The organism is Devosia aurantiaca, assembly GCF_011058215.1.
Taxonomy (GTDB): Bacteria; Pseudomonadota; Alphaproteobacteria; order Rhizobiales; family Devosiaceae; genus Devosia; species Devosia aurantiaca.
In genome coordinates, this window is sequence record NZ_JAALFG010000002.1 from 549,131 (window position 1) to 574,568 (window position 25,438).

Genomic DNA, 25,438 nt, shown 5'->3' on the forward strand with positions numbered 1-25,438 from the left:
GGAAAGCGCGTCAACCGGCCAGGGCGCCCTGCGCCGCCGCGCCACGCTCGATCATGACGCGGTTGAGCGCGTTGAGGTAAGCGCGCGCCGACGCCACCAGCGTGTCAGGCTCAGCCGCATTGCCCGACGCGATCCGGCCATTCATTTCGAGGCGAACATGGGCCGAAGCCTGCGCATCGGTGCCGCCGGTGACGCCATCGACGGCGTAGAGCACCAGATGCGGCGACTGCCCTGCAGCTTCCTTGATGGCGTTAAAGATGGCGTCCACCGAGCCGGTGCCTTCATAGGAGACAGCGGTTTCCTCGCCATCGATGGTGACAACCAGGTTGCATTTGTGCACGCCACCGGTCTTGCTGACCACTTCCATGTCGACGAGGCGGATGCGATCGCCGACCGAGCCGACCTCGTCATCGACCAGCGCGACGATATCGGCGTCGTAGACGTGCTTCTTTCGATCGGCCAGGTCCTTGAAGCGCTGGAAGGCTTCCTGGAAGGCATTGTCGCCAAGCTCGTAGCCCAATTCCTTCAGCTTGTCCTTGAAGGCGGCGCGGCCCGAATGCTTGCCCATGACCAGGGTCGTTTCCTTGATGCCGACGCTAGCCGGGGTCATGATCTCATAGGTTTCGGCATTCTTGAGCATGCCATCCTGATGGATGCCGCTCTCATGGGCGAAGGCGTTCTTGCCCACGATTGCCTTGTTGTACTGCACCGGGAAATTGGCCGCAGCGGCCACCACGCGGCTGGCGCGCGCCAGATGCGTCGTTTCGATATCGGTGTAGAAGGGCATAGCATCGCCGCGGGTGCGCAGAGCCATCACCACTTCTTCGAGCGCCGCATTGCCGGCGCGCTCGCCCAGGCCATTGATCGTGCATTCGATTTGCCGCGCACCACCGGCAACGCCGGCCAGCGAGTTGGCGACGGCCATGCCCAGGTCATTGTGGCAGTGGACGGAAAAGATCGCCTTGTCGGCGCCGGGCACGCTTTCAATAATGGTCTTGAACATGCGGAAATGTTCGTCCGGCACGGCATAGCCGACGGTGTCGGGCAGGTTGATCGTCGTTGCGCCGGCCTTGATCGCGGTTTCGACGCAGCGCTTCAGGAATTCGAGCGGCGTGCGGGTCGCGTCCATGGCCGACCATTCGACGTCATCGATCAGGTTGCGCGCCTGTGCCACGGTGAGGGCGATGATCTCGATGACCTCGTCCTCGGTCTTTTTCATCTGGTGGGCCAGGTGAATCGGCGAGGTGGAAACAAAGGTATGGATCCGGCCCTGTTGGGCGTGGCGCACCGCCTCCCCTGCCCGGTCGATGTCGGCAGTGATGGCGCGGGCGAGGCCTGCCACGCGCGCCTTCTTGACGTGCTTGGCAACGGCGACAACGGCCTCGAAGTCGCCCTGCGAAGCGATCGGGAAACCGGCTTCGATGATGTCGACGCCCATTTCGTCCAGCGCATCGGCGACCTGGATTTTTTCTTCCAGCGTCATGGTGGCACCTGGCGATTGCTCGCCATCACGCAGCGTGGTGTCGAAAATAAAGACGCGTTCTTTGTTGGAATTGGCAGTGGCGGACATTTTGGTCTTCCCTATCGGCCCCGAGGCAATGGCTCGCTGGACCGGACATTTTCATCTGTTCGGTTGGTGGCGCACTCCCTGACGACCCGCTCGATAAACGAGCTGCCGGTGATCAGGGGCTGATAAGAAGAAGGAGAAGCGCGGCGGGAAGCAGCAAAAGGCCAGCAGCAATTACCATCCGGGTCTGAGCAACCTGGGCTTGGGCAATTGCAATGGCTTTGGCGCGGCTGCGCTGCATGAGTACGCTCTGGTACGCTTGTCTCTGAGCAAACAATGCGCCAATCGCCGCGTCGTTGCAAGACCGGACCGGCAAAATCCGTTCGCCCTAGTCGCCGAGGTCGAGCATGCCCTCGGCCACGACCACGGCTTCGCCGCCGATGGCGCCGTGGGTCAAGAGCCCTTCCTGCTTGCGGAACTGCAGGTTGATGCGGCACGGCCGGCCCATTTCATGTCCTTGCCGCAGCACGAAGTCGGACTGGTCATTGCCCAAGGCCTGTTCGGCAAGCAGCCCGATCAGCGCCGCCGCTGCCGAACCCGTGCCCGGATCTTCACCCAGCCCCATGCCAAACATGCGGGCGGCGATGTCGTTGTCACTCTCTTCCGGCGTCAGGGTAAAGACATAGGCCGAGTTGTGGTCATGGTGGAACACGTCCGACCACATGGCGCGGTTGACCTTGATCCGCTTCAACACCGCGGCGCTGCGCACCGGCACCAGGTGGAAGGTCACGCCCGCCGAGAACACCGCCGGCTTGAACATGTCGCAGCCGATCTCTTCGGGCTCGATGCCCAGCGCCTGCGCCAAAGGCAGCCGTTCCGGCAGGTCGGCGATCCGCGCCGGCAGCCGCGGCAGCGTGAAGCGCGCTTCCCCGGTGCGGCGATCGATACGCTCGAACAGCGCCGTCACCAGCCCGACCTTTTCCTCGATCCGCAGCGCCGTGGCCTTGCCCTGCAGTCCCAAAACGACGGCAGCGCCGACCGTCGGATGCCCGGCAAAAGGCAGTTCCTCATAGGGCGTGAAGATGCGGACCGATGCGGTATTGCGCTCGGCTTCCGGCTTGCAGATGAAGACGGTCTCGGAAAGGTTGAACTCGCGGGCGATGGCCTGCATCTCGTCGTCGAGCAGGCCCGCAGCGTTCGGGATGACCGCAAGGCCATTGCCGGTCAGCGGCGTCCGCGTGAAGACGTCCAAAATCAGATACCGCAGCTTCTCAGCCATAAAAATACTCGCCCCATTCGCCGAAGCATTGAGGCTCGCCGAAGCAGCCGTCAAGCGTCAGTCGCTGAGCGCGTAGTCCGCACGGCTCTTGCCGAGGTGATCGCAAAGCGCATCCACGGCGACGCCATGATCCTTGCGACCCGGAAGGCCCGAAATCGTCAGGGTTCCGATGATCCCCGCGCCGGGAACGCGGATCGGAAAGCCGCCGCCGGCAATGACGTAATCGGCCGGATCGGCGCCCGACTGCGGCGGAAACGGCGCTTCACCGCGCTCTAGTACGAGCCGGTAGCTAGCCCGCTGGAAGCGCCGAACCGAATTGATCTTGCGCCGCACCCATTCGGCATTGTCCGAGCTGGTGCCCGGCGTCGCCGAAAAGAACAGCTGCCGGTCCCACGTACGAAGATCGACCACCAGCGACAGCCCGTCCCGAAGCGCACGCTCGCGCACGGAGGCGCCGATCGCAAAGGCCACCGCCTCGTCGAATTCCGGCAAAACCAGCTCCAGCTCCTGGCGCTTGACCAGGGCGATGTCGTCTTCAGTGCTCATGTCCCGATCCCGGCGATGGCATATGCGTCGGGAAAAACTCTAAAGCACCTAAAGCCCGATTCGAAGCGCCCTATTCCGCCGCCGGCACCTTGATGCCGTGCTGCGCATCATTGATCCGCTTCTGCTGATCGAGCCACGCCACCGCGTCGGTGGTCTTGAAGAGTTCGAGATCCTCCTCCGACCCGTCGCCCACCGGCGACATGGCTAGGTCGGTATAGGCATGACGGTTCGGATCGCGCTCGACCTTGAGTTGCTTGAGCCCAAATCGCACATAAAGCGCCGCCCAGCGCATGAGCTTCCAGCCAAGCTCGGCATAGTATTTTGGGTAGAACAGGATTGCCGGCTCGATCGGCATGCCCGAGCGGCGGTTGAGCCGCGACTTGCGCCGGATCCATCCGACTTCGAGCGGATGCACGCCCTCGATTTTGAGCGCGCCCATGAACCAGGTCGAAAGCAGCAGCACCTGGGACGTGGAAATCCTTGAGACTGCCGCCCGCCTCATGATCGTTTCGACATGGTCCAGCGAATAATAGCGGCTCCACGCATCCGCATAGACCTTCTCGAACTGCGCCTTGCTCATCGTGGGGTGAGCCGTGGTGTAGTGGTTGAGGTCGTATTTATTGAGATCGGGGTCCATCGCCACCCCTGCCCGATGCAGCTTCTGGTGGTCCTCCGAACCCGGCAACGGCGTCAGGAAGAAAAATTCGAGGATATCGACCGGCAGTTCGCGCTTCACCACATCGATGTCGTGCATGATCCGCTCAGGCGTATCGGTGGGAAAACCGAGGATATAGCCGGCATAGGTGATCACCCGCCATTTCTTCCATTGCTGCAGCATGACCCGATATTCGGTGATCTTGTTCTGCCGCTTCTTGGCGTCCTTGAGATTGGCCGGATTGACGTTTTCGAGCCCGATGAACACGCGCGTCACCCCGGCACGCGAGCATTTTTCGATGAAGCAGGGAATGCGATGGCAAAGCGTATCGACCTGGATGATGAAGTTGAACTTCATCCCCTCGACTTCCCGCATATGGATCAGCCGGTCGAGAATGGCTTCCCAATCCTTGTTGCGGGCAAAGTTGTCGTCGGTGATGAAATAGCGGTGCACGCCCTGGCTGGTGTTGAGCCGGATGATCTTTTCGATGTCGTCGGGAGATCGCCGCCGCGACTTGCGCCCCTGCACGTTGATGATGGTACAGAACGAGCACTGGTAGGGACAGCCACGCCCTGCATCGAAGCTGGTGAGGTTATAGGCCGTGCGCGACACGTGTTCGGCCGGCATGAACGGCACCGGCGTATCCTCGATGCCAGGCAGATCGTTCATGTAATTGTAGAGCGGCTTCATCGTCCCGGCGACGGCGTCGGCCAGCACCAGCTCCATCCGCCCTTCGAGCTCGCCGGCAAACAGCGATATACCCATGGCCTGAGCCTGCTTGAAGTCGGCATCCTCGCCATTGAGCATCGAGATGACGCCCGACACGTGGAAGCCGCCGATCGCCACCGGCACCCCTGCTGCTAGCAAGGGTCGCGCGAGGTCCAGCGAACGCGGAAACTGGTTCGACTGTACCCCGATCAGCATGATCAGCGCCGCATCGGCACTCTTCGCATCGGCGATGATGGCGCGAACGTCTACCTCGGTATTGGTCTCGTCGATGGTTTTGACATCGGCAGTCCAGTCCGGCCCCAGCGCCTGCTGATCAAGCGCGTTGATCACCAGCCCATAAACCGATGCCAGCGAATTGGACGGGATGGGCGAGAGCTTCCACTGAATGACATAGCCTTTGTCGTCATAGTGCGACGGCTTGATCAGGTAGAGGCACAACCGCTTAGTCATAGTCAAAGCCTCGCAAATGGAGGGTTGGGACCGTAGACGCTGCGAATAGCCTAGCAGAAATACTGTGGCTGGAAAGCAAAACGGGGGCCGAAGCCCCCGTTCCAGATCAAATATTGCAAAACTTAGTTTTTGGCGCGGTCGACCAGTGCCCCAGCCTTGATCCACGGCATCATGTCGCGGAGCTTGGTGCCCACTTCTTCGATCTGGTGTTCGTCATGGAGGCGACGGGTTGCCTTGAAGCGCGAACCGCCGGCCTTGATTTCCTGCATCCACTCGGCGGTGAACTTGCCCGACTGGATGTCATGAAGAACGCGCTTCATCTCGGCCTTGGTTTCCGAGGTGATGATGCGCGGGCCGGTGACGTATTCGCCCCATTCGGCCGTGTTGGAGATCGAGTAGTTCATGTTGGCGATGCCGCCCTGATAGATCAGGTCGACGATGAGCTTCACTTCGTGCAAGCACTCGAAGTAGGCCATTTCCGGAGCGTAGCCGGCTTCCACCAGCGTTTCGAAGCCGGCACGGATCAGTTCGACCAGACCACCGCAGAGCACGGCCTGCTCGCCGAACAGGTCCGTTTCGCATTCTTCGCGGAAGTTGGTTTCGATGATGCCCGAACGGCCGCCACCGACGCCCGAAGCATAGGCCAGTGCGATGTCATGGGCATTGCCCGATGCGTCCTGGTGCACGGCGATCAGGCACGGCACGCCGCCACCCTTCTGGTATTCGCCACGCACGGTGTGGCCCGGGCCCTTGGGCGCGATCATGATCACGTCGACGGTCGACTTGGGCTCGATGAGGTTGAAGTGGACGTTGAGGCCATGGGCGAAGGCCAGGGCGGCGCCGTCGCGGATATTGGCTTCGATGTCCTTCTTGTAGATGTCGGCCTGAAGCTCGTCAGGGGTCAGCATCATGATGACGTCGGCCCAGGCGGCAGCGTCGGCCACCGACATCACGCGCAGGCCTTCGCCTTCTGCCTTCTTGGCCGACGGCGAACCGGGGCGCAGCGCCACGACGACGTCGGTAACGCCCGAATCGCGCAGGTTCAGCACATGGGCATGGCCCTGGCTGCCGTAGCCGACAATCGCGACCTTCTTGGACTTGATGATGTTGAGATCGGCATCACGATCGTAATAAACGCGCATTGGGGTTCTCCCTCGATTTTGCGATTGTTCTAGTTGGCGGCCTTGGTCCCGTAGAGGGCCAGGAATTGGTCTGTCGCGACCTTCACATCGTCTTCGATGTTGGCCTCGGCATTGGATTGGGTCAGCGCCTTGTCGCCGAGCAGGAGACGGATCTGCACGTCACGCACGACAAGACCGAAAAAGGTGCGATAGGCGTCTTCGCTGGACGGAAAGCGCAAGAGCCGCGCATCGCGTGCGGCTTCAAGGATCGGCTTCAGGCGCCGGCGAATGGCCAGCGGTCCGTTTTCCAGAACGATCGTGCCCAGACTGTCTTTTTCCTGCGCCGCATGGGTGATCGCCGTGCGGTTGAGGGTGATCGACACTTCGCCGATGATCGTCGTCAGCAGATCGCGCGCAAAGGCCTCGAGGCTGATGCGCAGCGCCTTGACGTTGAGGTGGCTGCGATCGACGAAGGGCATGCGCACCTTGGCGGCCTGCCACTGCACGGTTGCCGTTAAGAGGCCATCGCGATCGCCGAACCATTTGTAGAGCGTTTCCTTGGAACAGGAAGCGCGCCGGGCTACCGCAGTCATGGTCAGCCCGTCTCCGTTCTCGACCAGAAGGTCGAGCGCCGCCGTCAGCACAGCCTGCTGACGCGGGGTGAACGTTTCTTCATTGACCTTTATGGCCAGCGCCATGTCGCTTCCTCAACCAGCGGCAACCGACCGCGTCGGCATCGTTGCGCTGGCGTACCGTGCGGTACGGTTAGAGGCAAGTGGATTCTTTAGAGGGTCAGGCGTCGTTCAGTTCGATCCACGCAGCACCGTGGTCGCTTGCGCCCTCGCGGGCCCGAAAATCTCGATCCACGCCGCCGCGTTTCAGCCGCTTCGCCAAACCAGGGCTGAGCAGGAAATGGTCGATGCGCAGGCCAGCATCGCGCTCGAACGAATTCCGCCAATACTTCCAGAACGTATAGATGCGCTCTTGTGGATGCAGCGTCCTGATCGCATCGGTCCAGCCCTGCCCCACAAGATCGGCAAAGGCCTCGCGCACTTCGGGCCGGAACAGCGCGTCGTCGCGCCAGCGTTCGGGCGCATAAACATCGAGATCGGTCGGCATCACATTATAGTCGCCGACCAGGGCCACCGGCAGGTCTGCATCGAGGAGGCTTTGTGCATGCGCGGCTAGGCGCTTGAACCATCCGAGTTTGTAGTCGAACTTGGGCCCGGGCGCTGGATTGCCGTTCGGCAGGTAAAGACACCCAATCAGGACGCCGTTGACCGCGGCCTCGATATAGCGCGACTGCAAGTCTTCATCGTCACCCGGCAGTCCGCGGCGTGTTTCGATCGGCTCGCTGTAACGGGCGAGGATAGCGACGCCGTTCCAGCTCTTTTGCCCATGCCAGATCGCGCCATAGCCCGCACCTTCGATCTCACGCCTAGGGAACCGCTCATCGGGAGCCTTGAGCTCCTGCAGGCAGACCACGTCTGGCTGGGTGGCGTCGAGCCATTCGAGCAGCAGCGGCAATCGCCCATTGATGCCGTTGATATTGTAGGTGGCGATGCGCACGCTAAAATCTCGGCACCACCGGTGCCGGCAACACATCGAATTGCCGCTGCAGCTGCAGATCGCGCAGCCGCTGATTGAGCAGATCAAGCTCGATACCCAGCTGCCGCCGCTCGGTCTCGACCGCCAACTGCTGCTGCAGGCAGACGATGCGCTGCTCGTTGCTGCGTATTTCGTCAGCCGTGTTCCCGACGGCAGCTGGCGGACACTGCGCGAAAGCAGGCACGGCGGTCATAAGGGCCAGGAAAATTGATGTTGAAAGCGTACGCATATCGTCACAACGAACAGACATGCGTCCGGTTCAGCAGGCATCCTTCAAGTCTCTGCCGCGGAAGGGGTGACTTCCTTGCTTCGAACACGGTACCTAGCCCGTGAACACGAGGACCTGCGCAATGCCAACTGACTCCGCCACCATGATCGGCCTCGGTGTCGCTGCCGTCGTCATCCTGTGGCTGGTGTTTTCCGTGCTCAAGAAAGTCATCGGCTTTGCCGTGCTCGCCGCAATCGTTGCCGCCGCCTATTTCCTCTGGACCAATCCGGCATTGCTGCAGCGTGTGCTGATGATGTTGCCCGGCTGAGGCCACCCTTGCACCACGAGCAGGACAGCCTCTTTTCATCGGCACTTGCCGATGGAGGGCAAAGGGCCCATGTAGGCGCAAAGACCCACCTACCCCGGAATACCAATGTCCAAGCTTTTAGCCCCACCACGCTGCGCGGCCTCACCCTGCGCAACCGCGCCGTCGTCGCGCCCATGTGCCAATATTCGGCGCAGGACGGTTTTGCCAACGACTGGCACTTCGTGCATCTGGGGCGCTTCGGCATGGGTGGCTTTGGCCTCGTCCTGCTCGAGGCAACGGGCGTCGTACCGGAAGGCCGCATCACCTATGGCGACCTTGGCCTTTGGAAGGACGAACACATCGCCCCGCTCGCGCGCATCGTCGATTTTCTCCACAGCCAGGGCGCAGCCGCGGGTATCCAACTCGCCCATGCTGGCCGCAAGGCTTCGACCTCCGTGTCCTGGAATAAGCCCGAGCACCTCGCGACCGAAGAACAGCGCCGTGCCCTCGGATATGAGCATTGGAAGCCGGTTGCGCCGAGCGCCGAGTCCAATGACCCGTCCAATCCGGATTTCCAGGTACCGGCCGAGCTCGACCATGCCGGTATCCGCCGCGTCATCGACGGTTTCGTGGCCGCAGCCGAGCGCGCCGATCGAGCCGGCTTCGATACGGTCGAAATTCACGCCGCGCACGGCTACCTGCTCAATCAGTTCCTTTCGCCCCTGGCTAATCACCGTACCGACCAATATGGCGGGAGCCGCGAAAACCGCATGCGTCTGGTGCTCGAAGTCACCGAAGCGGTTCGCGCCGTGTGGCCAGCCGACAAGCCGCTGCTCGTTCGCCTCTCTGTCAGCGACAATGCCGCTGGTGGCTGGCAGGTCGAAGACAGTGTCGTTCTCGCCCGCGAGCTTAAGGCGCTTGGCGTCGATGCCATCGACTGTTCGAGCGGCGGCTTCGCCCAGGGCCGCATCTCTGCTGCCCCGGCCTACCAGCTGCCCTTCGCCCGAGCCGTGAAGCAAGGTGCCGACATCCCCACCATGGCCGTCGGACTGCTGGGCGATCCAGAAGAAGCAGAAGCCTTCCTGGAGAATGGCGAAACCGACTTCATCGCCTTGGCACGCGGCGCCCTCGACGATCCTAACTGGCCGCTCCACGCCAATGTCGCTCTCGGCGGCGATTTCACGCCATGGCCGGTCCAGACGCGTCGCGTTTCCGACTACCACCGCGTCATGAGCGAACGCAGCAAGGCGCAAGCGGCACAATAGTGTCGCTGCACCATCTCAATTTTGCCGACATGAGGGTGTCCCTCTTGTGATCAACTGGGTCAAAGCCCAAATCACGGGAAAGGGAGAGACGCAGATGGATACCAAGGCTGCAATTCTGGCGCTGATGACCGCATGGGGCGTCGGCGCCTGCACCACCCTCCCCGCCCTGGCGCAGGACGCCGAAGAGGTCGTCGAGGAGGCGGGCGATGCCGATGGCGACAACCCGCTCCTCAATCGCGTCTGGGTCATGCAGGGCGCAGCCGACTCGCTGCCCGGCGTCATGCATATCTTCCTCGCCGACGGCACCCTGGTTTCGGACAGCTGCTGGGAAACCTATCGCCTCTCGACCTGGCAGCAGGTTTCCGACACCGAAATCTCATGGGAAGAAGACGGCATGACCATCAGCGCCGACATCACCTCCGTCAGCGATGCCGAATTGGTGCTGAACCTCAAACTGGTCGGCGGCGCCGAGGAACAGCGCTTCGCACCAGCGCAAGTGCCCTATGTCTGCCCAGACATCCCGAAGTGAGGCGGCAAGTGCTAGCAGTCTGCTAACACTTGGCTCCTAGACGTCCCTAAATGATGACCTGAGTGCCAATCTCCACCACGCGACCGGTGGGGATATGGAAATATTCCGTCGCATCGCTGGCATTGCGAGCCAGACGGATAAACAGCCGGTCCTGCCAGAAGCGCAGCATGCCCGATTTTGTCCCAAGCTTCAGCGAACGGCGTGAAAGGAAGAACGACGTCGACATGATGTCGAACTTCCATCCCAGTTTACGCGCCAGGGCCAAGGCCTTGGGAATATTAGGACTTTCCATGAAGCCGAAGGTCACGACGACGCGGAAGAACAGCTCGTTATAGGCGTCGATCGTCACCTTCTCATCGTCCGGCACGCGCGGCGAAGTCGAGGTGCGCACGGTCAGGATGACATTTTGCTCGTGCAAGACCTTGTAGTGCTTGAGCGAGTGCAACAACGCCGTCGGCGCCCCCTCGACATCAGATGTCAAGAAGATCGCCGTACCCGGCACAGTCGTTGGCTTCTTTTTGGAAAGATTGTTGACCAAGAACTCGAGAGGCACTTCGTCCCGTCGCGTTTTTTTCGGAGAGACGCGCCCGCCCCGCCATCCAGCTCCACATCAATAATGCTACCGCCAGCGCGACAACTGCCGGCACCCAGCCACCTTGGAACAGTTTTGCTGCATTCGCGGCAAAGAAACCGCCATCGATCACAGCAAACAGGAGCCCGAAGCCGATCACCGCGATCGGGTGCCACTTCCAGTTCCGCCACATCACGACGATCAGAAGCGAAAGCGTAACGATCATCACGCCCGACACGGCAATACCGTAAGCGTTTGATAGAGCTTCCGAACTTCCAAAAATCGCGACCAGCAACAGTACGCCGATCATCAGCATGGTGTTGATCTGCGGCATGTAGATCTGCCCGCTTTGCGTCGCCGAAGTGTGCTGAACCACCATGCGCGGCAGCATGTTGAGAGCGATCGCCTGCTGCGTAAGGCTGTACGTTCCCGAGATCACGGCCTGGCTGGCGATGATCGTCGCCATGGTCGCAAGAATGACGAAGGGCAGCAGCGCCCATTCCGGCTGCATTTCGAAGAACGGACTCTCGACATTCTCGACACCCTCGAGAAGCACGAAAGCACCCTGCCCGAAATAATTCAGCAGCAGGCTCGGAAATACCAGGCTGAACCAGGCGATGACGATCGGCTTGCGTCCGAAATGGCCGAGATCGACGTAGAGGGCCTCGGCGCCGGTAACCGCAAGGAAGATCGCGCCCATCACCACGAAGGCGATGCCGAAATGGGTGAACAGAAAGCCGAACCCAAGCAAGGGGTTGAGCGCCATCAACACGGCTGGATAGTTGATGATCTGCACAAGGCCCGAAACGCCCAAGGTCAGAAACCAGACCGCCGTAATCGGCCCGAAAACATTGGCGACTTTCGCCGTGCCGAAGCGCTGGACGGCAAAGATGCCGACAATGATCAGAAGCGTTATCGGCACCACCCAGCGGGTCATGCCGGGCGCCACCAGCTCCACGCCCTCGACTGCCGAGAGCACCGAAATGGCTGGCGTGATAATCGCGTCGCCGAAGAACAGCGCCGCACCCAAGACGCCAAGCGCGGTGATCCAGATTGGTGGCTTGGTAAAGGTCTTGCGCGCAAGCGCCATGAGGCTCAGCGTACCGCCTTCGCCATTGTTGTCGGCGCGGGTAACGAAGAAAACGTATTTGACCGCAACGGTCAGCGTCAGCGCCCAGACGATCAGTGACAGAAGGCCAAGAATTTCAACGTCGGTACCGGCCGCACCGGGGCGAACATGTGTCGCCTGCCGGAAGGCATAGATCGGGCTGGTGCCGATATCGCCATAAACAACCCCGATCGCGCCCAGGGTGAGAAGGGGAAGACTATTCTTTTCGTGGCTAGCCTGATGGGTCGCAACGACGCCGGCAGCAGAGCCGGCCTGATCCGCACGCGTCATGAGCTTTGGGGCTCTCGCTGGTTTGAGGCCGGCGGGGCTATACACCCGCAGGCAGTCACACACAACACGCGGGGAGCCATTTTGGTTCGCAAAACCAAAAGAGGCCGCCCCTTTCGGAACGGCCTCTCCCGGGTAAACGAAGCTTTGGAGGTCTTCGAATTCTTAGCGAGCGGACTTGGTCGCGTTGCCCCACCAGACCAGCTGGTCGAGCATGTCGTTGGCCGACGGGCCGATCGAGCCTTCGATCTCGCTGAACGGCTTGTTCTGCTGGCCGAGCGGGTGAACGGCGAAGAAGTCGCTTCCACCGATGTGGACGGCCGAGCGGGTCGAAACCATCTGCAGTTCGACGCCGATGCCGCGCAGGTGTTCTGCAGCGCGGGCAGCACCAACCGTGCCGTAGCCGACGATGCCGAACGGCTTGCGGTTCCATTCCTTGTAGGACTGGTCGAGAGCGTTCTTCAGCGCGCCGGTAATGGAACGGTTGTATTCGGCAATGACGAAGATGAAGCCGTCAAATTCGGCCAGCTTGTTCTGCCATGCCACGGCGCGCGGGTCGCTCGACGGCATCCAGAGGTTGGACGCGGCTTCGTCAAAGAACGGAAGGTCGAAGTCGCGCAGGTCGAGCAGTTCGGCGTCGATTCCGCCGTGGGCATTGGCCTTGTCCAGGATCCACTGCGCCGGCTTGTCGCCGAAACGGGTAGCACGGGTAGACGAGATGACGACGCCGATCTTGAGATTGGACATTGGAATGCCCTCCTTGGTAACAAAACGTAACTGAGGCGATATATGTGCCTGGAGGCCCTTCTCTCAAGAAGGCACTTGCTTGTCGCCCGGGATCACTCGCGTGCCCCGGTATCACTGGTGTAAGTATTGGCGAAACCTGAAGTTTCGATGATTTTAGAAACTTATCTCAGGTCATATTGAGCTTGATAAGCGGGATGAATGACGCACTGTTCACTCGCGCAGAACGAGCGATGGTCAGTTTAAGTCGCCTAGGACATCACGATAGCGACGAACGGCTTCGCTGAACCCCATCAAGAGGGCGTCGGCGGTTATGCCGTGTCCGATGGAGACCTCTGCGACGCCAGGAACCTTGGCTTGGAAGGCCGGAAGGTTTTCAAGCGTGAGGTCATGCCCTGCATTGACGCCAAGCCCGATGGCGAGCGCCGCCTCGGTTGTCTCGGCCAGAGCCGCAAGCTCTCGCTCGGCTCGCGCCGGATCGTCGAAACATGCCCCATAGGGTCCGGTAAAAAGCTCGATTCTGTCGGCACCGGTCGCTTTTGCGGCGGCGACGCCGGCCGAACCAGCGTCCGGATCGCAGAACAAGGAGATGCGGCGGCCCGGTTTATTCAGGCGCTCGATGACCGACGCCAAGAAGTCTGCCTGCCCATGGAAATCCCAACCGTGGTCGGACGTCGCCTGCGCCGGATCATCCGGCACCAGCGTCACCTGCTCCGGATCGACTTGATCGATGAGTGCGAGAAAATCTTCGCTGGGATAGCCTTCGATATTGAACTCGGCATTCGGATAGTCGGACCGCAACAGCGTCGAAAGCTCGAACACGTCAGTGCGCCTTATATGGCGCTCGTCGGGCCGCGGATGAATGGTGATGCCGCTCGCGCCCGCATCGAGCACGACGCGCGCGATACCGGTGACGCTGGGCCAGGGCAGATCGCGCCGGTTGCGCAACTGGGCGACGGCATTGAGGTTGACGGAGAGAAGGGTCATTGGCAGGTCTCGCGGCTAACGAGACCTGCCATACACCATTACATGCCTTCCGGGCCACGTCCGATCGCGGCGAGGCCGGTGCGGACCACTTCGACGAGGCCGAGCGGCGCCATCAACGCGATGAAGCTATCGATCTTGTCCGGCTTGCCGGTCACCTCGAAGATGAAGCTTTCAACGGTCGCATCGATGATATGCGCGCGGAAAGCATCGGCCAGGCGCAGGGTTTCGGCACGGTGATCGCCAGTGCCGCGAACCTTGATCAGCGCCAGTTCGCGCTCGACATAGGAGCCCTCGGCCGTGAGGTCATGCACCTTGTGCACCGGCACAAGGCGCTCGAGCTGCAGCTTGATCTGCACGAGGACCTTCTGCGTGGCGACAACGACAACGGTGATGCGACTAAGTCGCTTGTCGTGTTCGGTCTCGCTGACGGTCAGGCTTTCGATATTGTAGCCACGGGCCGAAAATAGGCCAACGACGCGGGCGAGAATGCCAGGCTCGTTGTCGACGAGGACGGAGAGCGTGTGGCGTTCGGTCTGCTGGGTTTCCTGGGTCAGGAAATAGGCCGAGCCGGTGGGCTGCAGATGTGCGTTCATGTCCGTATCTCCGCAACCGGCCTAAACCAGCTGCCGTCCCTTTTCGTCGATGATGGACCCGATATTGGCGGTGTCGGGCAGGATGATCTCGTTATGTGGCTTGCCAGACGGGATCATCGGCAGGCAGTTTTCGTCCTTCTCAACGATGACGTCGAACAGCACCGGACCATCGTAGTCGAGCATTTCGGCAATGGCCGCATCGAGTTCGGCCGGGTTCTCGCACCGGATGCCCTTGCCGCCGTAAGCCTCTGCCAGCTTGACGAAATCGGGCAGCGATTCCGAATAGGAATGCGCGTAGCGCGAGCCGTGAAGGAGGTCCTGCCACTGGCGGACCATGCCCATGCGCTCGTTGTTGAGAATGAAGATCTTGATCGGCAGGCGATATTGCACCGCCGTCGACATTTCCTGCATCGTCATCTGCACCGAGGCTTCGCCGGCAATGTCGATCACGAGCGCATCGGGATGCGCCACCTGCACGCCGACCGCGGCCGGCAGGCCATAGCCCATAGTGCCAAGGCCGCCCGAGGTCATCCAGCGGTTGGGCTTGTCGAAGTGGAAGTGCTGCGCCGCCCACATCTGGTGCTGCCCGACTTCTGTGGTGATGAAGACGTCCTTGCCCTGGGCCTTGGTGGCCTCATAAAGGCGCTGGATCGCCCATTGCGGCTTGATGGTGGTATCGGAGTTCGTGAAATTCAGCGAACCGACATCGCGCCACTTCTGGATCTGGTTCCACCAGGGCGCAATGGCTTCGGTACGCGGCTGGTTGGTCTTGGACCGCCAGATGCGGATCATCTCCTCGAGCACGCGGTTGCAATCGCCGATGATCGGGACATGAACCTGCACGACCTTGTTGATCGAGGACGGGTCGATATCGACATGAATCTTGGTGCTGTTGGGTGAGAAGGCGTCGATGCGGCCGGTGATGCGGTCGTCGAAGCGCGCGCCGATATTGATCATGACGTCGCAGTCATGCATCGCAAGGTTGGCCTCGTAGGTGCCGTGCATGCCCAGCATGCCCATCCACTGCGGGTTCGATGCCGGGAAGGCGCCCAGACCCATGAGCGTCGAGGTCACCGGGAAGCCGGTCAGTTCCGCCAGCTCGCGCAAATTTTCCGATGCTTCTGGACCCGCATTGATGACGCCGCCGCCGGTGTAAAAGATCGGCCGCTCGGCTTTGAGCATGAGGTCGACAGCCGCTTCGATCGCCTTGAGGTCGCCATCGACCTGTGGACGATAAGACTGGTGCCGCAAGGTATCGGCGTCCGGCCGATAATAGTCGCCCATGGCGAACTGGACATCCTTGGGAATGTCGATCACCACTGGGCCCGGACGGCCGGTCGTAGCGATCAGGAACGCTTCGTGCAGGATGCGCGGCAGGTCGGCGACCGACTTCACCAGATAATTGTGCTTGGTGCAGGAGCGGGTAATGCCGACCGTATCGCACTCCTGGAAGGCGTCGGTGCCGATCAGCGTCGTCGGGACCTGAGCGGTGATGCAGACGAGGGGGATGGAATCGAGCAGCGCATCGGTGAGGCCCGTGACCGCATTGGTAGCACCGGGTCCGGAGGTCACCAGCACGACACCGGGCTTGCCGGTCGAGCGCGCATAGCCCTCGGCCATATGCGTTGCGCCCTGTTCGTGGCGCACGAGAATATGCTGAACGAAATCCTGCTGGAAAATGGCATCATAGATCGGCAAAGCCGCGCCGCCCGGATAGCCGAAGATGTGCTCGACACCCTGGTCCGTAAGCGCCTGGATCACCATTTCCGCGCCGGTCATTCTTTCGGCCATTACACAGCCCTTCCCTAAGTCCTTTGCCCCTCCCAGCGGGGCCTCGCCATCACTGCGCCTCACATCCGCACCCGCGAAACAAGGCAATAAAAAGGCCCCCTTCGGGACCTGTGTTCGGCGCACCAGCTATCGCGCGGGGTTTTACCCCACGGTGCCGATGCGCCTGCATACTACGAGAATGAGTGCCCGCACTGGACCGCTCCACAAAATAAGACGGTGCATTGTTAAGAGCATTGTTTGCTCCAAGTCAAGCCGATGCTGGTCCCACCGGTTCAGACAAAATAAAACACCCGACCGGGGGCGGTCGGGTGTCTGGCGCCTGGGGGCGCAGAGCCGCAGGGGGCGCTACGGCTATTCGGTGTTAGCCGCGCGGGCAGGCCGCAATGTAGCGGTTGCCATTGGGCTCTTCGTAGACGCAGCGGTCGCGGCTTTCGCCGTAATAGCCAACAACGTTGCCAGCAGCTGCACCAGCAACGGCGCCGATGCCAGCGCCAACTGCCGTACCAACAAGGCTACCGCCGGTTGCTGCAGCGCCGATAACGCCGCCGCCAATTGCGCCAACAGTTGCACCCTGCTGGGTGGTGGTGCAGGCAGCGAGGGAAAGGGTGGTGGCGGCGATGATCAGGATCTTGTGCATGTAGTCCTCCAAAGGATGCTGATCCGGAAATGCACCGTTCACGCAAAGGTTCCGGTACAGTTTTAACTTTATTAACGCGATCGTGAGCGACGGCTCCCCGCATCGCCGCGCTTCCCCCGCGCCCTCTCTTTCGCTAGACCGGGCGCGCGAGTGGGAGAGACGACATGACCGACACCATCGCGCCGGCGGCCCCCGCGCCGACTGCCCTGCCCCAGCTTGGCTGGGCCGCGGAGTTGCGCGCCACTTTTGCCCTCGCCTGGCCGCTCGTCATTGCGCAGCTGGCGCAAAACGCGCTGCATACGACCGACGTCATCATGCTGGGCTGGCTCGGACCCGCCTACCTTGCCGCTGGCACGCTGGGCACGACCTTCTTCACGCCCTTTCTCCTTTTTGGCATCGGCGTTGTCGGCGCCGTTGCGCCCCTCGTGGCGCAGGCGCGCGGGGCAAGAAACGTCAAGGCCGTGCGCCGTATCGTGCGCCAGGGCTTTTGGGCCGGCATCCTGATCGCAGTGCTGCTCCTGCCCATCGTCTGGCAGATCCAGCCGCTTTACCGGTTTCTGGGCCAGGATCCCGCGGCCACGGCCCTGGCCGAAACCTTTGTCCATATCGTTGTCTGGTCGCTGTTCCCGGCGATCGGCATCATCGTGCTGCGCTCGTTCCTCTCGGCCTTCAACGCCACCCGCGCCATACTCCTCATCACGGTGCTTGGCGTGGTGGTGAACGCGCTGATCGCCTATGCGTTGATCTTTGGCAATTTCGGCATGCCACGCCTCGAGCTTCGCGGCGCCGCAATTGCCACGCTGACGACCAACATCGTGATGTTTATCGCCATGTTGATCTATGTTGTTCGTCACCGCCGTTTCGGTCGCTTCCACATCCTCATCCGCTTCTGGAAACCGGACTGGGGTTATTTCCGCGACATCTTCCGCATCGGCACGCCAATCGGCCTGACGGTGTTGGCGGAAGTCGGGCTCTTTACTGCCGCGGCCCTGCTGATGGGACGGCTTGGCACCGACGAGATCGCCGCACACGCCATCGCGCTGCAATGCGCGTCCATGGCCTTCATGGTGCCGCTGGGCCTCGGTGTTGCCGCAACGGTTCGCGTCGGCATCGCCTATGGCCGCGGTGATCGTGAAGCCATCCGCAAGGCCGGGTGGACGGCGTTCATTCTGGGAACGGGTTTCATGGCGATCTCGGCCCTGTCGTTCCTTCTGTTTGGCCCGACCATCGTCACCCTGTTCCTCGACCCGCATAAGGAAGCCAATCTCAATGCGCTTGGTCTGGCGGCATCCTTCCTCGCCGTAGCGGGCATTTTCCAACTCGTGGACGGCGCTCAGGTGGTCGCAGCGCATTCCCTTCGCGGGCTCAGCGACACCAAGGTGCCGATGCTGATGGCGATCGGCGGCTATTGGCTCGTCGGCCTCCCGATTGCTTATCTCTTCGGGTTCGTTTTCGAACTGCGTGGCGTCGGGATCTGGATCGGCCTTGCCTGTGGCCTTGCCTTTGTTGCCCTGCTGCTGGGCACGCGCTTTATCATGCGTGAAAAGCTGGGCCTGCTTGAGCCAAAGTCGGTCGCCTAGAGCGGCGCGCCGGCGAGACCGAGGCGGGGCCAGTCTCCCATGCGGTTGCGAAACCATGTCCGTTGCCGCTTGGCATATTGATGCGTGGCAATGGTCGCGCGTTCGATCGCCTCGTCCTCTGCCATTGTTCCTTCGAGCCATTGCCCGATCTCGGGCACACCGATGGCCTTCATCGCGGGCAATGATGGATCGAGATTTAGCGACATAAGCGCCTCGACCTCTTCGACCGCCCCGTTTTCGAACATACCGGAAAAGCGCTGGGCAATGCGAGCGCGCAGCACATCGCGCTCCGGCCAAAGGACCATGCGCTCGATCTCCCAGTCGCGGATCGGCCCAGGCTGCTGAGCGTTCTGAAAGCTCGACAGCGGCCGCCCGGTCTGCCGCTTGACTGCCAGAGCCCGAATGACCCGCTGCGGGTCGGCGACCTTGAGGCGGCGTGCGGTTTCGGGATCCTCCGCCTGCAGCAATGCCATGCGTTGAGATTCGCTCGACGCCTCGAGCTCGGACTGAACGGACCGCAAGATCTCCGGCGAGATTTCCGGCACGTCGGCGAATCCGTTTATGAGCGCATCGAAGTAAAGTCCCGTACCTCCAACGCAAATCAGCTCTCGATCCGGGTCGGTCTCACCAATGATTGCCTGCACTGCGCGAAGCCACTCACCCGTTGAAAAGCGCGTTGCGGGCGAAACGGTGCCGTACAGAGCGTGCTCGGCCAGCGCCTCGTCGGCAGCGCCGGGGCGCGCAGTGACGACGCGCAAAACATCATAAACCTGCACGGCGTCGGTATTTACGATCAGCCCGCCCGAGGCGCGTGCCCGGGCCAGCGCCAGGGCTGACTTGCCGCTCGCGGTGGGACCCGCTATCAGCACCGCACGCCTTTGGCCCGTCACCAAAATCTCCCGAAAGTCGCTGCTGCCATGCCGGTTCTTTCCCTGATCGCCAACCCTGCCGATTCCGAGCTCGATCCCGCGCTCGCCGCCATGGTGTTAGAAGCGACGAGCGGTGAACTCAACTGGCTAAACCACTCCATTGCCTGCGATATCATGGAGCCCAGGGCCGGCGACGCCTTGCAGCTGGCGCGGGACATCATCGGCAATCGTCAAGTCGATGCCAATCTGCTGCCGACCGAAGGCCGCCGCAAGGCGCTGCTGATCGCCGACATGGACTCCACCATGATCGAGCAGGAATGCATCGACGAACTGGCAGATGCCTTGGGTATCAAGCCCCAGGTCAGCGAGATCACCGATCGCGCCATGCGCGGCGAACTCGATTTTGCCCAAGCGCTCGACACCCGCGTGGCGCTGCTGAAGGGGCTCGACCGGTCAAGGATCGAGGAGATCCGGCGCGAGGCTATCACACTGACCCCTGGCGGTCGGACGCTGGTGCACACGATGAAGGCCTATGGGGCCTATACATCGCTGGTCTCCGGCGGCTTCACCTTCTTCGCCGATTACTTCGCCAAGCGGATCGGCTTCGATGAGGCGATTGCCAACGTGCTGGAATTCGATGGTGAGCAACTTACCGGCACGGTCAGCAAGCCGATCGTCGACAAGAACACGAAGAAAAACCGTTTGCTGGCACTGGTGGAAGAACGCGGGCTGAGGCCGGACCAGACCCTGGCCGTCGGCGACGGAGCCAACGATCTCGACATGATCGGTGCCGCCGGTTTCGGTGTCGCCCTGCACGCCAAGCTGGCTGTGGCAGAGGCCGCCAGCATCAGGATCGATCATGGCGATCTGACTGCGCTGCTTTATCTTCAAGGCTATAGCGAAGAAGACTTCGTTCGCTGATCGCCAGCGCGACAATCCTCTGCGTTAGATTAAAAGGGCCGGTGCAGTCTCCTGCACCGGCCCTCGATTTTATCGCACTTCGCTTACTGAGCAGGTGCCAGGAGCGGCGCTTCCGTTGTCGCCGGCGCGGTTGCTGCCGGCTCTTCAACCGGAGCCGGAGCCTCGGTCCCGACCGTCGGCTGAAGCGGCGTACCGTCATCGAGCGTCACGCTCGGCAGCGTCGTCTCTTCGATGCCCAAGCCGTCAAGCGCCGGCTCGTCGCTGCTGGCAGGCGTTTCAGGCGCCGGTGCCGGAGCGATCGGGGTGCTGAAGGTCGTGCTGGCAGCCGGGAGTTCGCCATTGGAGCCGAAGTATCGGAAGAATTCGCTTTCCGGCGACAGGACCATCGTCGTGCCCGAATCGATCAAGGCATTCCGATAGGCTTCCATCGAGCGATAGAACTCGAAGAATTCCTGGTCCTGCCCATAGGCCGCAGCAAACAGCCGGTTGCGTTCGGCGTCGCCCGTACCACGGATGATTTCGGCATCGCGGGTCGCGGCAGCGACGATTTCGACAGCCTGACGTTCGGCGATGGCGCGCAGGCTTTGGGCCTGTTCTTCACCGCGCGCCCGAAGCAGTGCGGCTTCGGCAAGACGTTCGGCACGCATACGCTCGTAAGTCCGCTCGAACACATCGGCCGAAAGATCGGTGCGAAGGATGCGAACGTCGACCACCTCGATACCAATCTGCTCGAGATCGGGACGGATGAGGTCGCGCGCTTCGGTCATCATCTGCTGGCGCTGTTCGGAAAGAGCAGCGTTGAATTCGCGCAGACCATAGACCTGACGCAGCACGGCGGCGAAACGCGTTGCAATACGATCGTCGACCACCGCGAGCGAGCCCTGGGCGCGTTCGCGGAAGAGGCGCGGATCGGCAATGCGATAGGTCAGGAAAGCGTCGACTTCATAGAAGGCACCGCCCGAAACCTGCACGCGCAGGTCGGAAATATCCTGACGCAGCAGACGGTCCTCGACGATCTGCACGCTGTCGACGAAATCGGTCGGGATCTTGAAGTAAAGACCCGGATCCTGCCGGATAGGTGATCTGGCCGAAGCGGGTGACGATGGCCTGCTCCCTCTCGTTGACCACGTAGATCGACGAGAAAAGAATGTAGAGCGCGACAAGGATGACGCCGCCAATGACATAGAGACGATTGTTCATGGCTTAGTTCCCCGCCCCCGTCGGTGTGGTGGTGGCGTTGGATCGAGCGCCAAGCTCAGGCAACGGCAGATAGGGCACGACGCCCTGGCCGTTAGCCCCTGCTCCATCAAGACCTTTTCGGACGAGCCGATCACCTGTTCCATGGTTTCCAGGAACAGACGCTTGCGCGTCACTTCAGGCGCGTTGACATATTCAGCGTAGATCGAGTTGAAGCGCTCGGCTTCACCGGTTGCTTCCTGCACCACGCGGTTGGAATAAGCAGCCGCTTCTTCGCGCTGCGCCGCGGCCTGACCGCGAGCGTCACCCAAAAGGGTGTTGGCGTAGGAGCGGGCTTCTTCCTGAACGCGGTCCTCATCCTGCTCGGCGCGCTGCACTTCGTTGAAGGCATCGGCGACTTCGGCCGGTGGCTGCGCGCCTTCGATCGAGATCTGGCTGACGCTGACGCCAAGGCCATAACTATCGAGGATGGTCTGCGTGATCTGCTGGACTTCGGCGGCAATGCCGGCCTGGTCGTCGCGGAAGACGTCATTGGCCGGGCGACGGCCGACGATTTCGCGCATTGCGCTTTCGGCAGCGTTGCGGACCATGTCTTCGGGATCGCGCACGTTGAAAAGGTATTCGATCGGGTTCACGACCGACCAGAAGACGGAGAAGCGAACGTCGACGATGTTCTGGTCACCCGACAGCATCAGCCCGTCATCGCCACCGGTGCGGCCATTGGACGGGGTCGTGCCGATCGTGGTCTGGTTGACCGTGACGTTGACCTTCTCGACGGTTTCGACCGGCCAGAGATGGAAATGCAGACCAGGCGTGGAAAGCTCGGGCTTGGGCTGGCCGAGACGCAGCTCGACGCCAACTTCCTGCGGAGCCACGGTATAGACCGAATTCAAGAGCCAAAAGGCGCCCAGAACAACGGCACCGCCGATAATCAGCCAGCGACCGCCGGGAACGCCGCCGCGGAACTGGTCGCGGCCACGATTGAGGATGTCCTCGAGATTGGGCGTGTTGCCGCCACCCGGACGACGCGGACCACCGCCACCGCCCCCACCAGGCGCCTGGCCCCAGGGACCGCCATTGTTGCGGCCGCCTCCGCCACCATTATTCTCCCAAGGCATCGCATTCCTTTCGGTGTCTAAGGGAAATTCGTCTTGGTCATATATAAGCAAGGCGCGCGCGCGATCAATGAGCGCGGGCAGCAAGCCTTTCATAGACTTTGATAATGTAGGCAGCCTCGTCCTTGGGCGATGGCACGACCTCAGGCTCGGCAACGATCTGCCAGATTTCGGGGTCGATGGGCGGGAAAACCACGTCCCCCTGGGGGCGAGATCGACATGGCTGATGTAAAGCCAATCAGCGTCTTCCAGGGCCTGCGCGTATATGTCGCCGCCGCCGATGACCATGATCTCGTCCACGCCCGCCGCCTCGGCCATCTGTCGCGCAGCGGTCAGCCCATCGCCCAGAGTATGAACCACGGTAACGCCTTCGGGCGCGTAATCCGCCTGGCGGGTCACCACGATATGCGGCCGCCCGGCCAAGGGTTTGGGAAAGGTCTCGAACTGCTTGCGGCCCATGATCATCGGCTTGCCCATGGTCGTCTGCTTGAACCAGGCAAAATCCGACGGAATGCTCCAGGGAATTGACTGGCTGGCGCCGATGACATTGTTGCGGGCAACCGCCGCGATGAGGGAAATCTTGATGCTCAAGCGCGGCTGCCCTCCAGGCGATCAGCGGACGACGTCATAGACCAGCTTCTGAATGCCGTTCGAATAGGACTTGCTGTCGACAAGGCGCAGCATCTGCTTGTCTTTGTCTGTCTCGCTGAAAAGGCGCTTACCGGCGCCGAGAAGCGTCGGGAAGACCAGAAGGTGGTAGCGGTCGATCAAGCCGGCGTCGGAGAGATTGCGCGCGAGCGTGGCGCTGCCGTGCATGCTGATCGTGCCCTCGTGTTCGGACTTGAGGGCGGCAACGTCATCGAGGCTGCGCAAAATCTTGGTGGGGCCCCAATTCTCTACCAGATCGCTGTCCTCGAGCGTCGATGAGACGACGTATTTCGGCATCACGTTATAAAGCGGGAACTCGTCCGTCATCCCCGGCCAGACAGGGCTGAAAGCCTGGTAGCTGACGCGGCCCAGCAGCATGGCCGTGGCCTCCGCTTGCTCTTCGCCCTTCATCTCGTAGGCTTCGGGAACGAAGTCGATGCCGTTGAACGTCCAGCCGCTATTGCGATAGCCCGCCTCTCCGCCAGGAGCTTCCATGACGCCATCGAGCGAAACGAAGGCCGTGCTGATCAGAATTGCCATTTATTGTCCTCTGCCTGGGCGCCGGGTTCGGCGCCTCCTGCCCTGCCGACGAACAGTGGGCGGAGACTTCGACATATTTACAAAGCGTCGAGCTGACCGAGTTTTGCGAGGGTCGGCCCTTCGATCCGCACCTTGGTCCACTCGTCCTGCATCACCCCGCCCTGTGACTTATAGAACTGGATGGACGGCTCGTTCCAGTCGAGCACCCACCATTCGAACCGCCCAAGCCCTTCGCGGACGCAGCGCTCAGCAAGGTGCTTCAGCAAAGCCTTGCCGATGCCTTTGCCGCGTAGCGACGGATCAACATAAAGATCTTCGAGCCAGATGCCGTGCCGGCCCTGGAATGTCGAATAGGTATAGAACCAGAGCGCAAAACCGACGGGCTTGCCCTCCCACTCCGCAATCTCGGCAAACACTCTGCGATCGCTGCCAAAAAGTCGCGCGCAATGTCCGCCTCGGTCGCTACGACCTCATGCGCAAGGTTCTCATACGTGGCTAGCGCCAGCACGAAATCGAGGATCAACCCCGCATCTTTTGGCCGCGCGGGACGGATGGAGAGGTGTGCTTCGCTCACTGGTCGTACCAATCGACCGGGCGAAGCAGCAGGATTTCGAGTTCCTGGTCATAGGGCGGATACCAGTCCGTCGCCGTCATCTCAAAGGTCGTGGGGCCGATCTTTTTGACGTTCTCACCGCAAAACGAGACCAGGGCCTTAGGATCTTCCTTGTCTACCGTCAGCGTAAACTTGCCGATCGGTCCGGCCCAGTTGTTGCCGGTCGACCAGATATAGGAAATCCAGTTTTCGACATAAGGATAGTTGGTCCAGCCATCTGACGGGATCGCCACCTTTTCGAGCGTCGCGACCAGGTCATCGTCGACGCAATAGCGCTTCTGGTACTCGGCAAAGCGCTGCTCGGAGTCCGGATTGGCGTCCTCCGGCATGAAGGTCGTGCCCACTGTGCCGCCAACGCTGGGGGTGTAAGTATGGACGACCTCGGACATACCGGGCGGGAATGTGGCTTCCCAGGTATAGGTGGAGCGCAGCGTCCAGGCTGGCGTATGGTCAACCTGCGGCCCGTCGCCGGCGTCGTATTCCATCCTGTCCACAAGCCCGAGATGCGCCAGCTGGGCGAGGTCTTCTTCCGGCAGCGCGTTGAGCGCATCCTGCGTTTGCTCGCCGAAAGGCGCCAAAGGAATGCCAAGAGCTTGGAGCTCGGCGGAATAATCGACATTGTTGCGGAAGGCGTATTGATGAAGCTCGGCATCGACCGGCTCGCCCGCGAAAGTCGTCTCGAAGCCGAAAAGGTTGCTGGGGTCCGGCCCTTCTTCCCGGCTGCTCGGCACGTCGGTCATCATGTCCGGGCCACCCTCGACATCGGGCATGGGGAAGGCCACCAGCAGATGCTGGTCCTGGCCGGAGGTGTTATTGAACTCGTAGACGACCTTGATCTGCGACGGCGAGACGAAGAGATGCTCGGACGCCATCTCTATGGTCTGGTTGTTGACGAAGACCAGGCCGCCCGCCTCGAGTTGTGCCGTTGTGTCATTGGCAAGAACCGGAACCGGCAGGAGGCTTAACGCTACAAGGCAAGCAGAAAGTCTCACGATCGTTTCCCCCAAGATAACAGCCGCTTGTATGGCATGC

The 25,438-nt window shown here is 61.4% G+C and carries 21 protein-coding genes and 5 pseudogenes; 6 read left to right on the forward strand and 20 right to left on the reverse strand.

Annotated features, from left to right (window positions below; genetic code table 11):
• Window positions 1–10: 10 nt before the first annotated feature.
• From G5575_RS10330 to xth, 7 genes are all read right to left on the reverse strand, one after another.
• Complete coding sequence (locus tag G5575_RS10330; protein ID WP_164534244.1) at window positions 11–1,570, reverse strand: 2-isopropylmalate synthase; 1,560 nt, start codon at window positions 1,568–1,570, stop codon at window positions 11–13.
• A gap of 325 nt (window positions 1,571–1,895) precedes the next feature.
• Window positions 1,896–2,786 (reverse strand): PhzF family phenazine biosynthesis protein, encoded by an 891-nt coding sequence (locus G5575_RS10335; protein ID WP_164534245.1) that lies wholly within the window; start codon window positions 2,784–2,786, stop codon window positions 1,896–1,898.
• A gap of 57 nt (window positions 2,787–2,843) precedes the next feature.
• Window positions 2,844–3,332 carry a heme-degrading domain-containing protein gene (locus G5575_RS10340; RefSeq protein ID WP_164534246.1) on the reverse strand — a complete coding sequence of 163 codons (489 nt, stop codon included), beginning with the start codon at window positions 3,330–3,332 and terminating at the stop codon, window positions 2,844–2,846.
• A 70-nt stretch (window positions 3,333–3,402) separates the two neighbouring features.
• On the reverse strand, window positions 3,403–5,166 hold the full coding sequence (locus G5575_RS10345) for a B12-binding domain-containing radical SAM protein (protein ID WP_164534247.1): 1,764 nt from the start codon (window positions 5,164–5,166) through the stop codon (window positions 3,403–3,405).
• 122 nt (window positions 5,167–5,288) lie between these two features.
• Window positions 5,289–6,308 (reverse strand): ketol-acid reductoisomerase, encoded by a 1,020-nt coding sequence (gene ilvC / locus G5575_RS10350; protein ID WP_164534248.1) that lies wholly within the window; start codon window positions 6,306–6,308, stop codon window positions 5,289–5,291.
• Between the two features lie 29 nt (window positions 6,309–6,337).
• The gene (locus G5575_RS10355) at window positions 6,338–6,985 is read right to left on the reverse strand and encodes a TetR/AcrR family transcriptional regulator (protein WP_164534249.1); all 648 of its coding nucleotides are present in this window, start codon (window positions 6,983–6,985) and stop codon (window positions 6,338–6,340) included.
• Window positions 6,986–7,079: 94 nt separating this feature from the next.
• On the reverse strand, window positions 7,080–7,856 hold the full coding sequence (gene xth / locus G5575_RS10360) for an exodeoxyribonuclease III (RefSeq protein ID WP_328765960.1): 777 nt from the start codon (window positions 7,854–7,856) through the stop codon (window positions 7,080–7,082).
• On the opposite strand from xth, the gene G5575_RS10365 reads away from it, so the two are divergent.
• From G5575_RS10365 to G5575_RS10380, 4 genes are all read left to right on the forward strand, one after another.
• The gene (locus tag G5575_RS10365) at window positions 7,843–8,106 is read left to right on the forward strand and encodes a hypothetical protein (protein WP_164533781.1); all 264 of its coding nucleotides are present in this window, start codon (window positions 7,843–7,845) and stop codon (window positions 8,104–8,106) included. The two genes, xth and G5575_RS10365, sit on opposite strands and share 14 nt — an antisense overlap.
• Before the next feature lie 139 nt (window positions 8,107–8,245).
• Window positions 8,246–8,431, forward strand: coding sequence for a hypothetical protein (locus G5575_RS10370; RefSeq protein ID WP_164534251.1), 186 nt, complete (start codon window positions 8,246–8,248; stop codon window positions 8,429–8,431).
• Window positions 8,432–8,439: 8 nt separating this feature from the next.
• Window positions 8,440–9,675, forward strand: coding sequence for an NADH:flavin oxidoreductase/NADH oxidase (locus G5575_RS10375; protein WP_235935917.1), 1,236 nt, complete (start codon window positions 8,440–8,442; stop codon window positions 9,673–9,675).
• A 94-nt stretch (window positions 9,676–9,769) separates the two neighbouring features.
• Complete coding sequence (locus G5575_RS10380; protein WP_164534252.1) at window positions 9,770–10,204, forward strand: hypothetical protein; 435 nt, start codon at window positions 9,770–9,772, stop codon at window positions 10,202–10,204.
• A 46-nt stretch (window positions 10,205–10,250) separates the two neighbouring features.
• Here G5575_RS10380 and G5575_RS10385 read toward each other — a convergent pair.
• The 6 genes and pseudogenes from G5575_RS10385 to G5575_RS10410 all read right to left on the reverse strand — a co-directional run bounded on the left by G5575_RS10385 (window position 10,251) and on the right by G5575_RS10410 (window position 16,923).
• Window positions 10,251–12,174, reverse strand: a pseudogene (locus tag G5575_RS10385) (potassium transporter Kup).
• 162 nt (window positions 12,175–12,336) lie between these two features.
• Complete coding sequence (locus tag G5575_RS10390) at window positions 12,337–12,918, reverse strand: NADPH-dependent FMN reductase (protein WP_164534253.1); 582 nt, start codon at window positions 12,916–12,918, stop codon at window positions 12,337–12,339.
• Window positions 12,919–13,152: 234 nt separating this feature from the next.
• A complete protein-coding gene (locus G5575_RS10395; RefSeq protein WP_407924853.1) occupies window positions 13,153–13,902 on the reverse strand; it encodes a pyridoxine 5'-phosphate synthase in 750 nt (249 codons plus the stop codon).
• Between the two features lie 38 nt (window positions 13,903–13,940).
• Window positions 13,941–14,495: an acetolactate synthase small subunit gene (gene ilvN, locus G5575_RS10400; protein ID WP_164534254.1), complete on the reverse strand. Its 555-nt coding sequence runs from the start codon at window positions 14,493–14,495 to the stop codon at window positions 13,941–13,943.
• A 21-nt stretch (window positions 14,496–14,516) separates the two neighbouring features.
• Window positions 14,517–16,286: an acetolactate synthase 3 large subunit gene (locus tag G5575_RS10405; RefSeq protein WP_164534255.1), complete on the reverse strand. Its 1,770-nt coding sequence runs from the start codon at window positions 16,284–16,286 to the stop codon at window positions 14,517–14,519.
• 361 nt (window positions 16,287–16,647) lie between these two features.
• Window positions 16,648–16,923 (reverse strand): hypothetical protein, encoded by a 276-nt coding sequence (locus tag G5575_RS10410; RefSeq protein ID WP_164534256.1) that lies wholly within the window; start codon window positions 16,921–16,923, stop codon window positions 16,648–16,650.
• A gap of 164 nt (window positions 16,924–17,087) precedes the next feature.
• On the opposite strand from G5575_RS10410, the gene G5575_RS10415 reads away from it, so the two are divergent.
• Window positions 17,088–18,503 (forward strand): MATE family efflux transporter, encoded by a 1,416-nt coding sequence (locus G5575_RS10415; RefSeq protein ID WP_164534257.1) that lies wholly within the window; start codon window positions 17,088–17,090, stop codon window positions 18,501–18,503.
• Here G5575_RS10415 and miaA read toward each other — a convergent pair.
• Window positions 18,500–19,393 carry a tRNA (adenosine(37)-N6)-dimethylallyltransferase MiaA gene (gene miaA, locus G5575_RS10420; RefSeq protein WP_328765961.1) on the reverse strand — a complete coding sequence of 298 codons (894 nt, stop codon included), beginning with the start codon at window positions 19,391–19,393 and terminating at the stop codon, window positions 18,500–18,502. The two genes, G5575_RS10415 and miaA, sit on opposite strands and share 4 nt — an antisense overlap.
• Window positions 19,394–19,420: 27 nt before the next feature.
• Here miaA and serB point away from each other — a divergent pair, with 27 nt between their 5' ends.
• Complete coding sequence (gene serB / locus G5575_RS10425; RefSeq protein ID WP_164534258.1) at window positions 19,421–20,293, forward strand: phosphoserine phosphatase SerB; 873 nt, start codon at window positions 19,421–19,423, stop codon at window positions 20,291–20,293.
• A 305-nt stretch (window positions 20,294–20,598) separates the two neighbouring features.
• Here serB and hflC read toward each other — a convergent pair.
• The 6 genes and pseudogenes from hflC to G5575_RS10455 all read right to left on the reverse strand — a co-directional run.
• Window positions 20,599–21,493, reverse strand: a pseudogene (hflC, locus tag G5575_RS10430) (protease modulator HflC); the annotation flags it as partial.
• A 3-nt stretch (window positions 21,494–21,496) separates the two neighbouring features.
• Window positions 21,497–22,608: pseudogene (gene hflK, locus G5575_RS10435) on the reverse strand (FtsH protease activity modulator HflK).
• Window positions 22,609–22,854: 246 nt separating this feature from the next.
• Window positions 22,855–23,196 (reverse strand): annotated as a pseudogene (locus G5575_RS10440) (dihydrofolate reductase); the annotation flags it as partial.
• A gap of 21 nt (window positions 23,197–23,217) precedes the next feature.
• On the reverse strand, window positions 23,218–23,793 hold the full coding sequence (locus G5575_RS10445; RefSeq protein WP_164534259.1) for a dihydrofolate reductase family protein: 576 nt from the start codon (window positions 23,791–23,793) through the stop codon (window positions 23,218–23,220).
• Between the two features lie 77 nt (window positions 23,794–23,870).
• Window positions 23,871–24,367, reverse strand: a pseudogene (locus G5575_RS10450) (N-acetyltransferase family protein).
• Window positions 24,364–25,398, reverse strand: a complete 1,035-nt coding sequence (locus tag G5575_RS10455; RefSeq protein WP_164534260.1) for a DUF4424 domain-containing protein — start codon at window positions 25,396–25,398, stop codon at window positions 24,364–24,366. Before G5575_RS10455 ends, G5575_RS10450 begins: the two are co-directional and overlap by 4 nt.
• Window positions 25,399–25,438 lie beyond the last annotated feature (40 nt).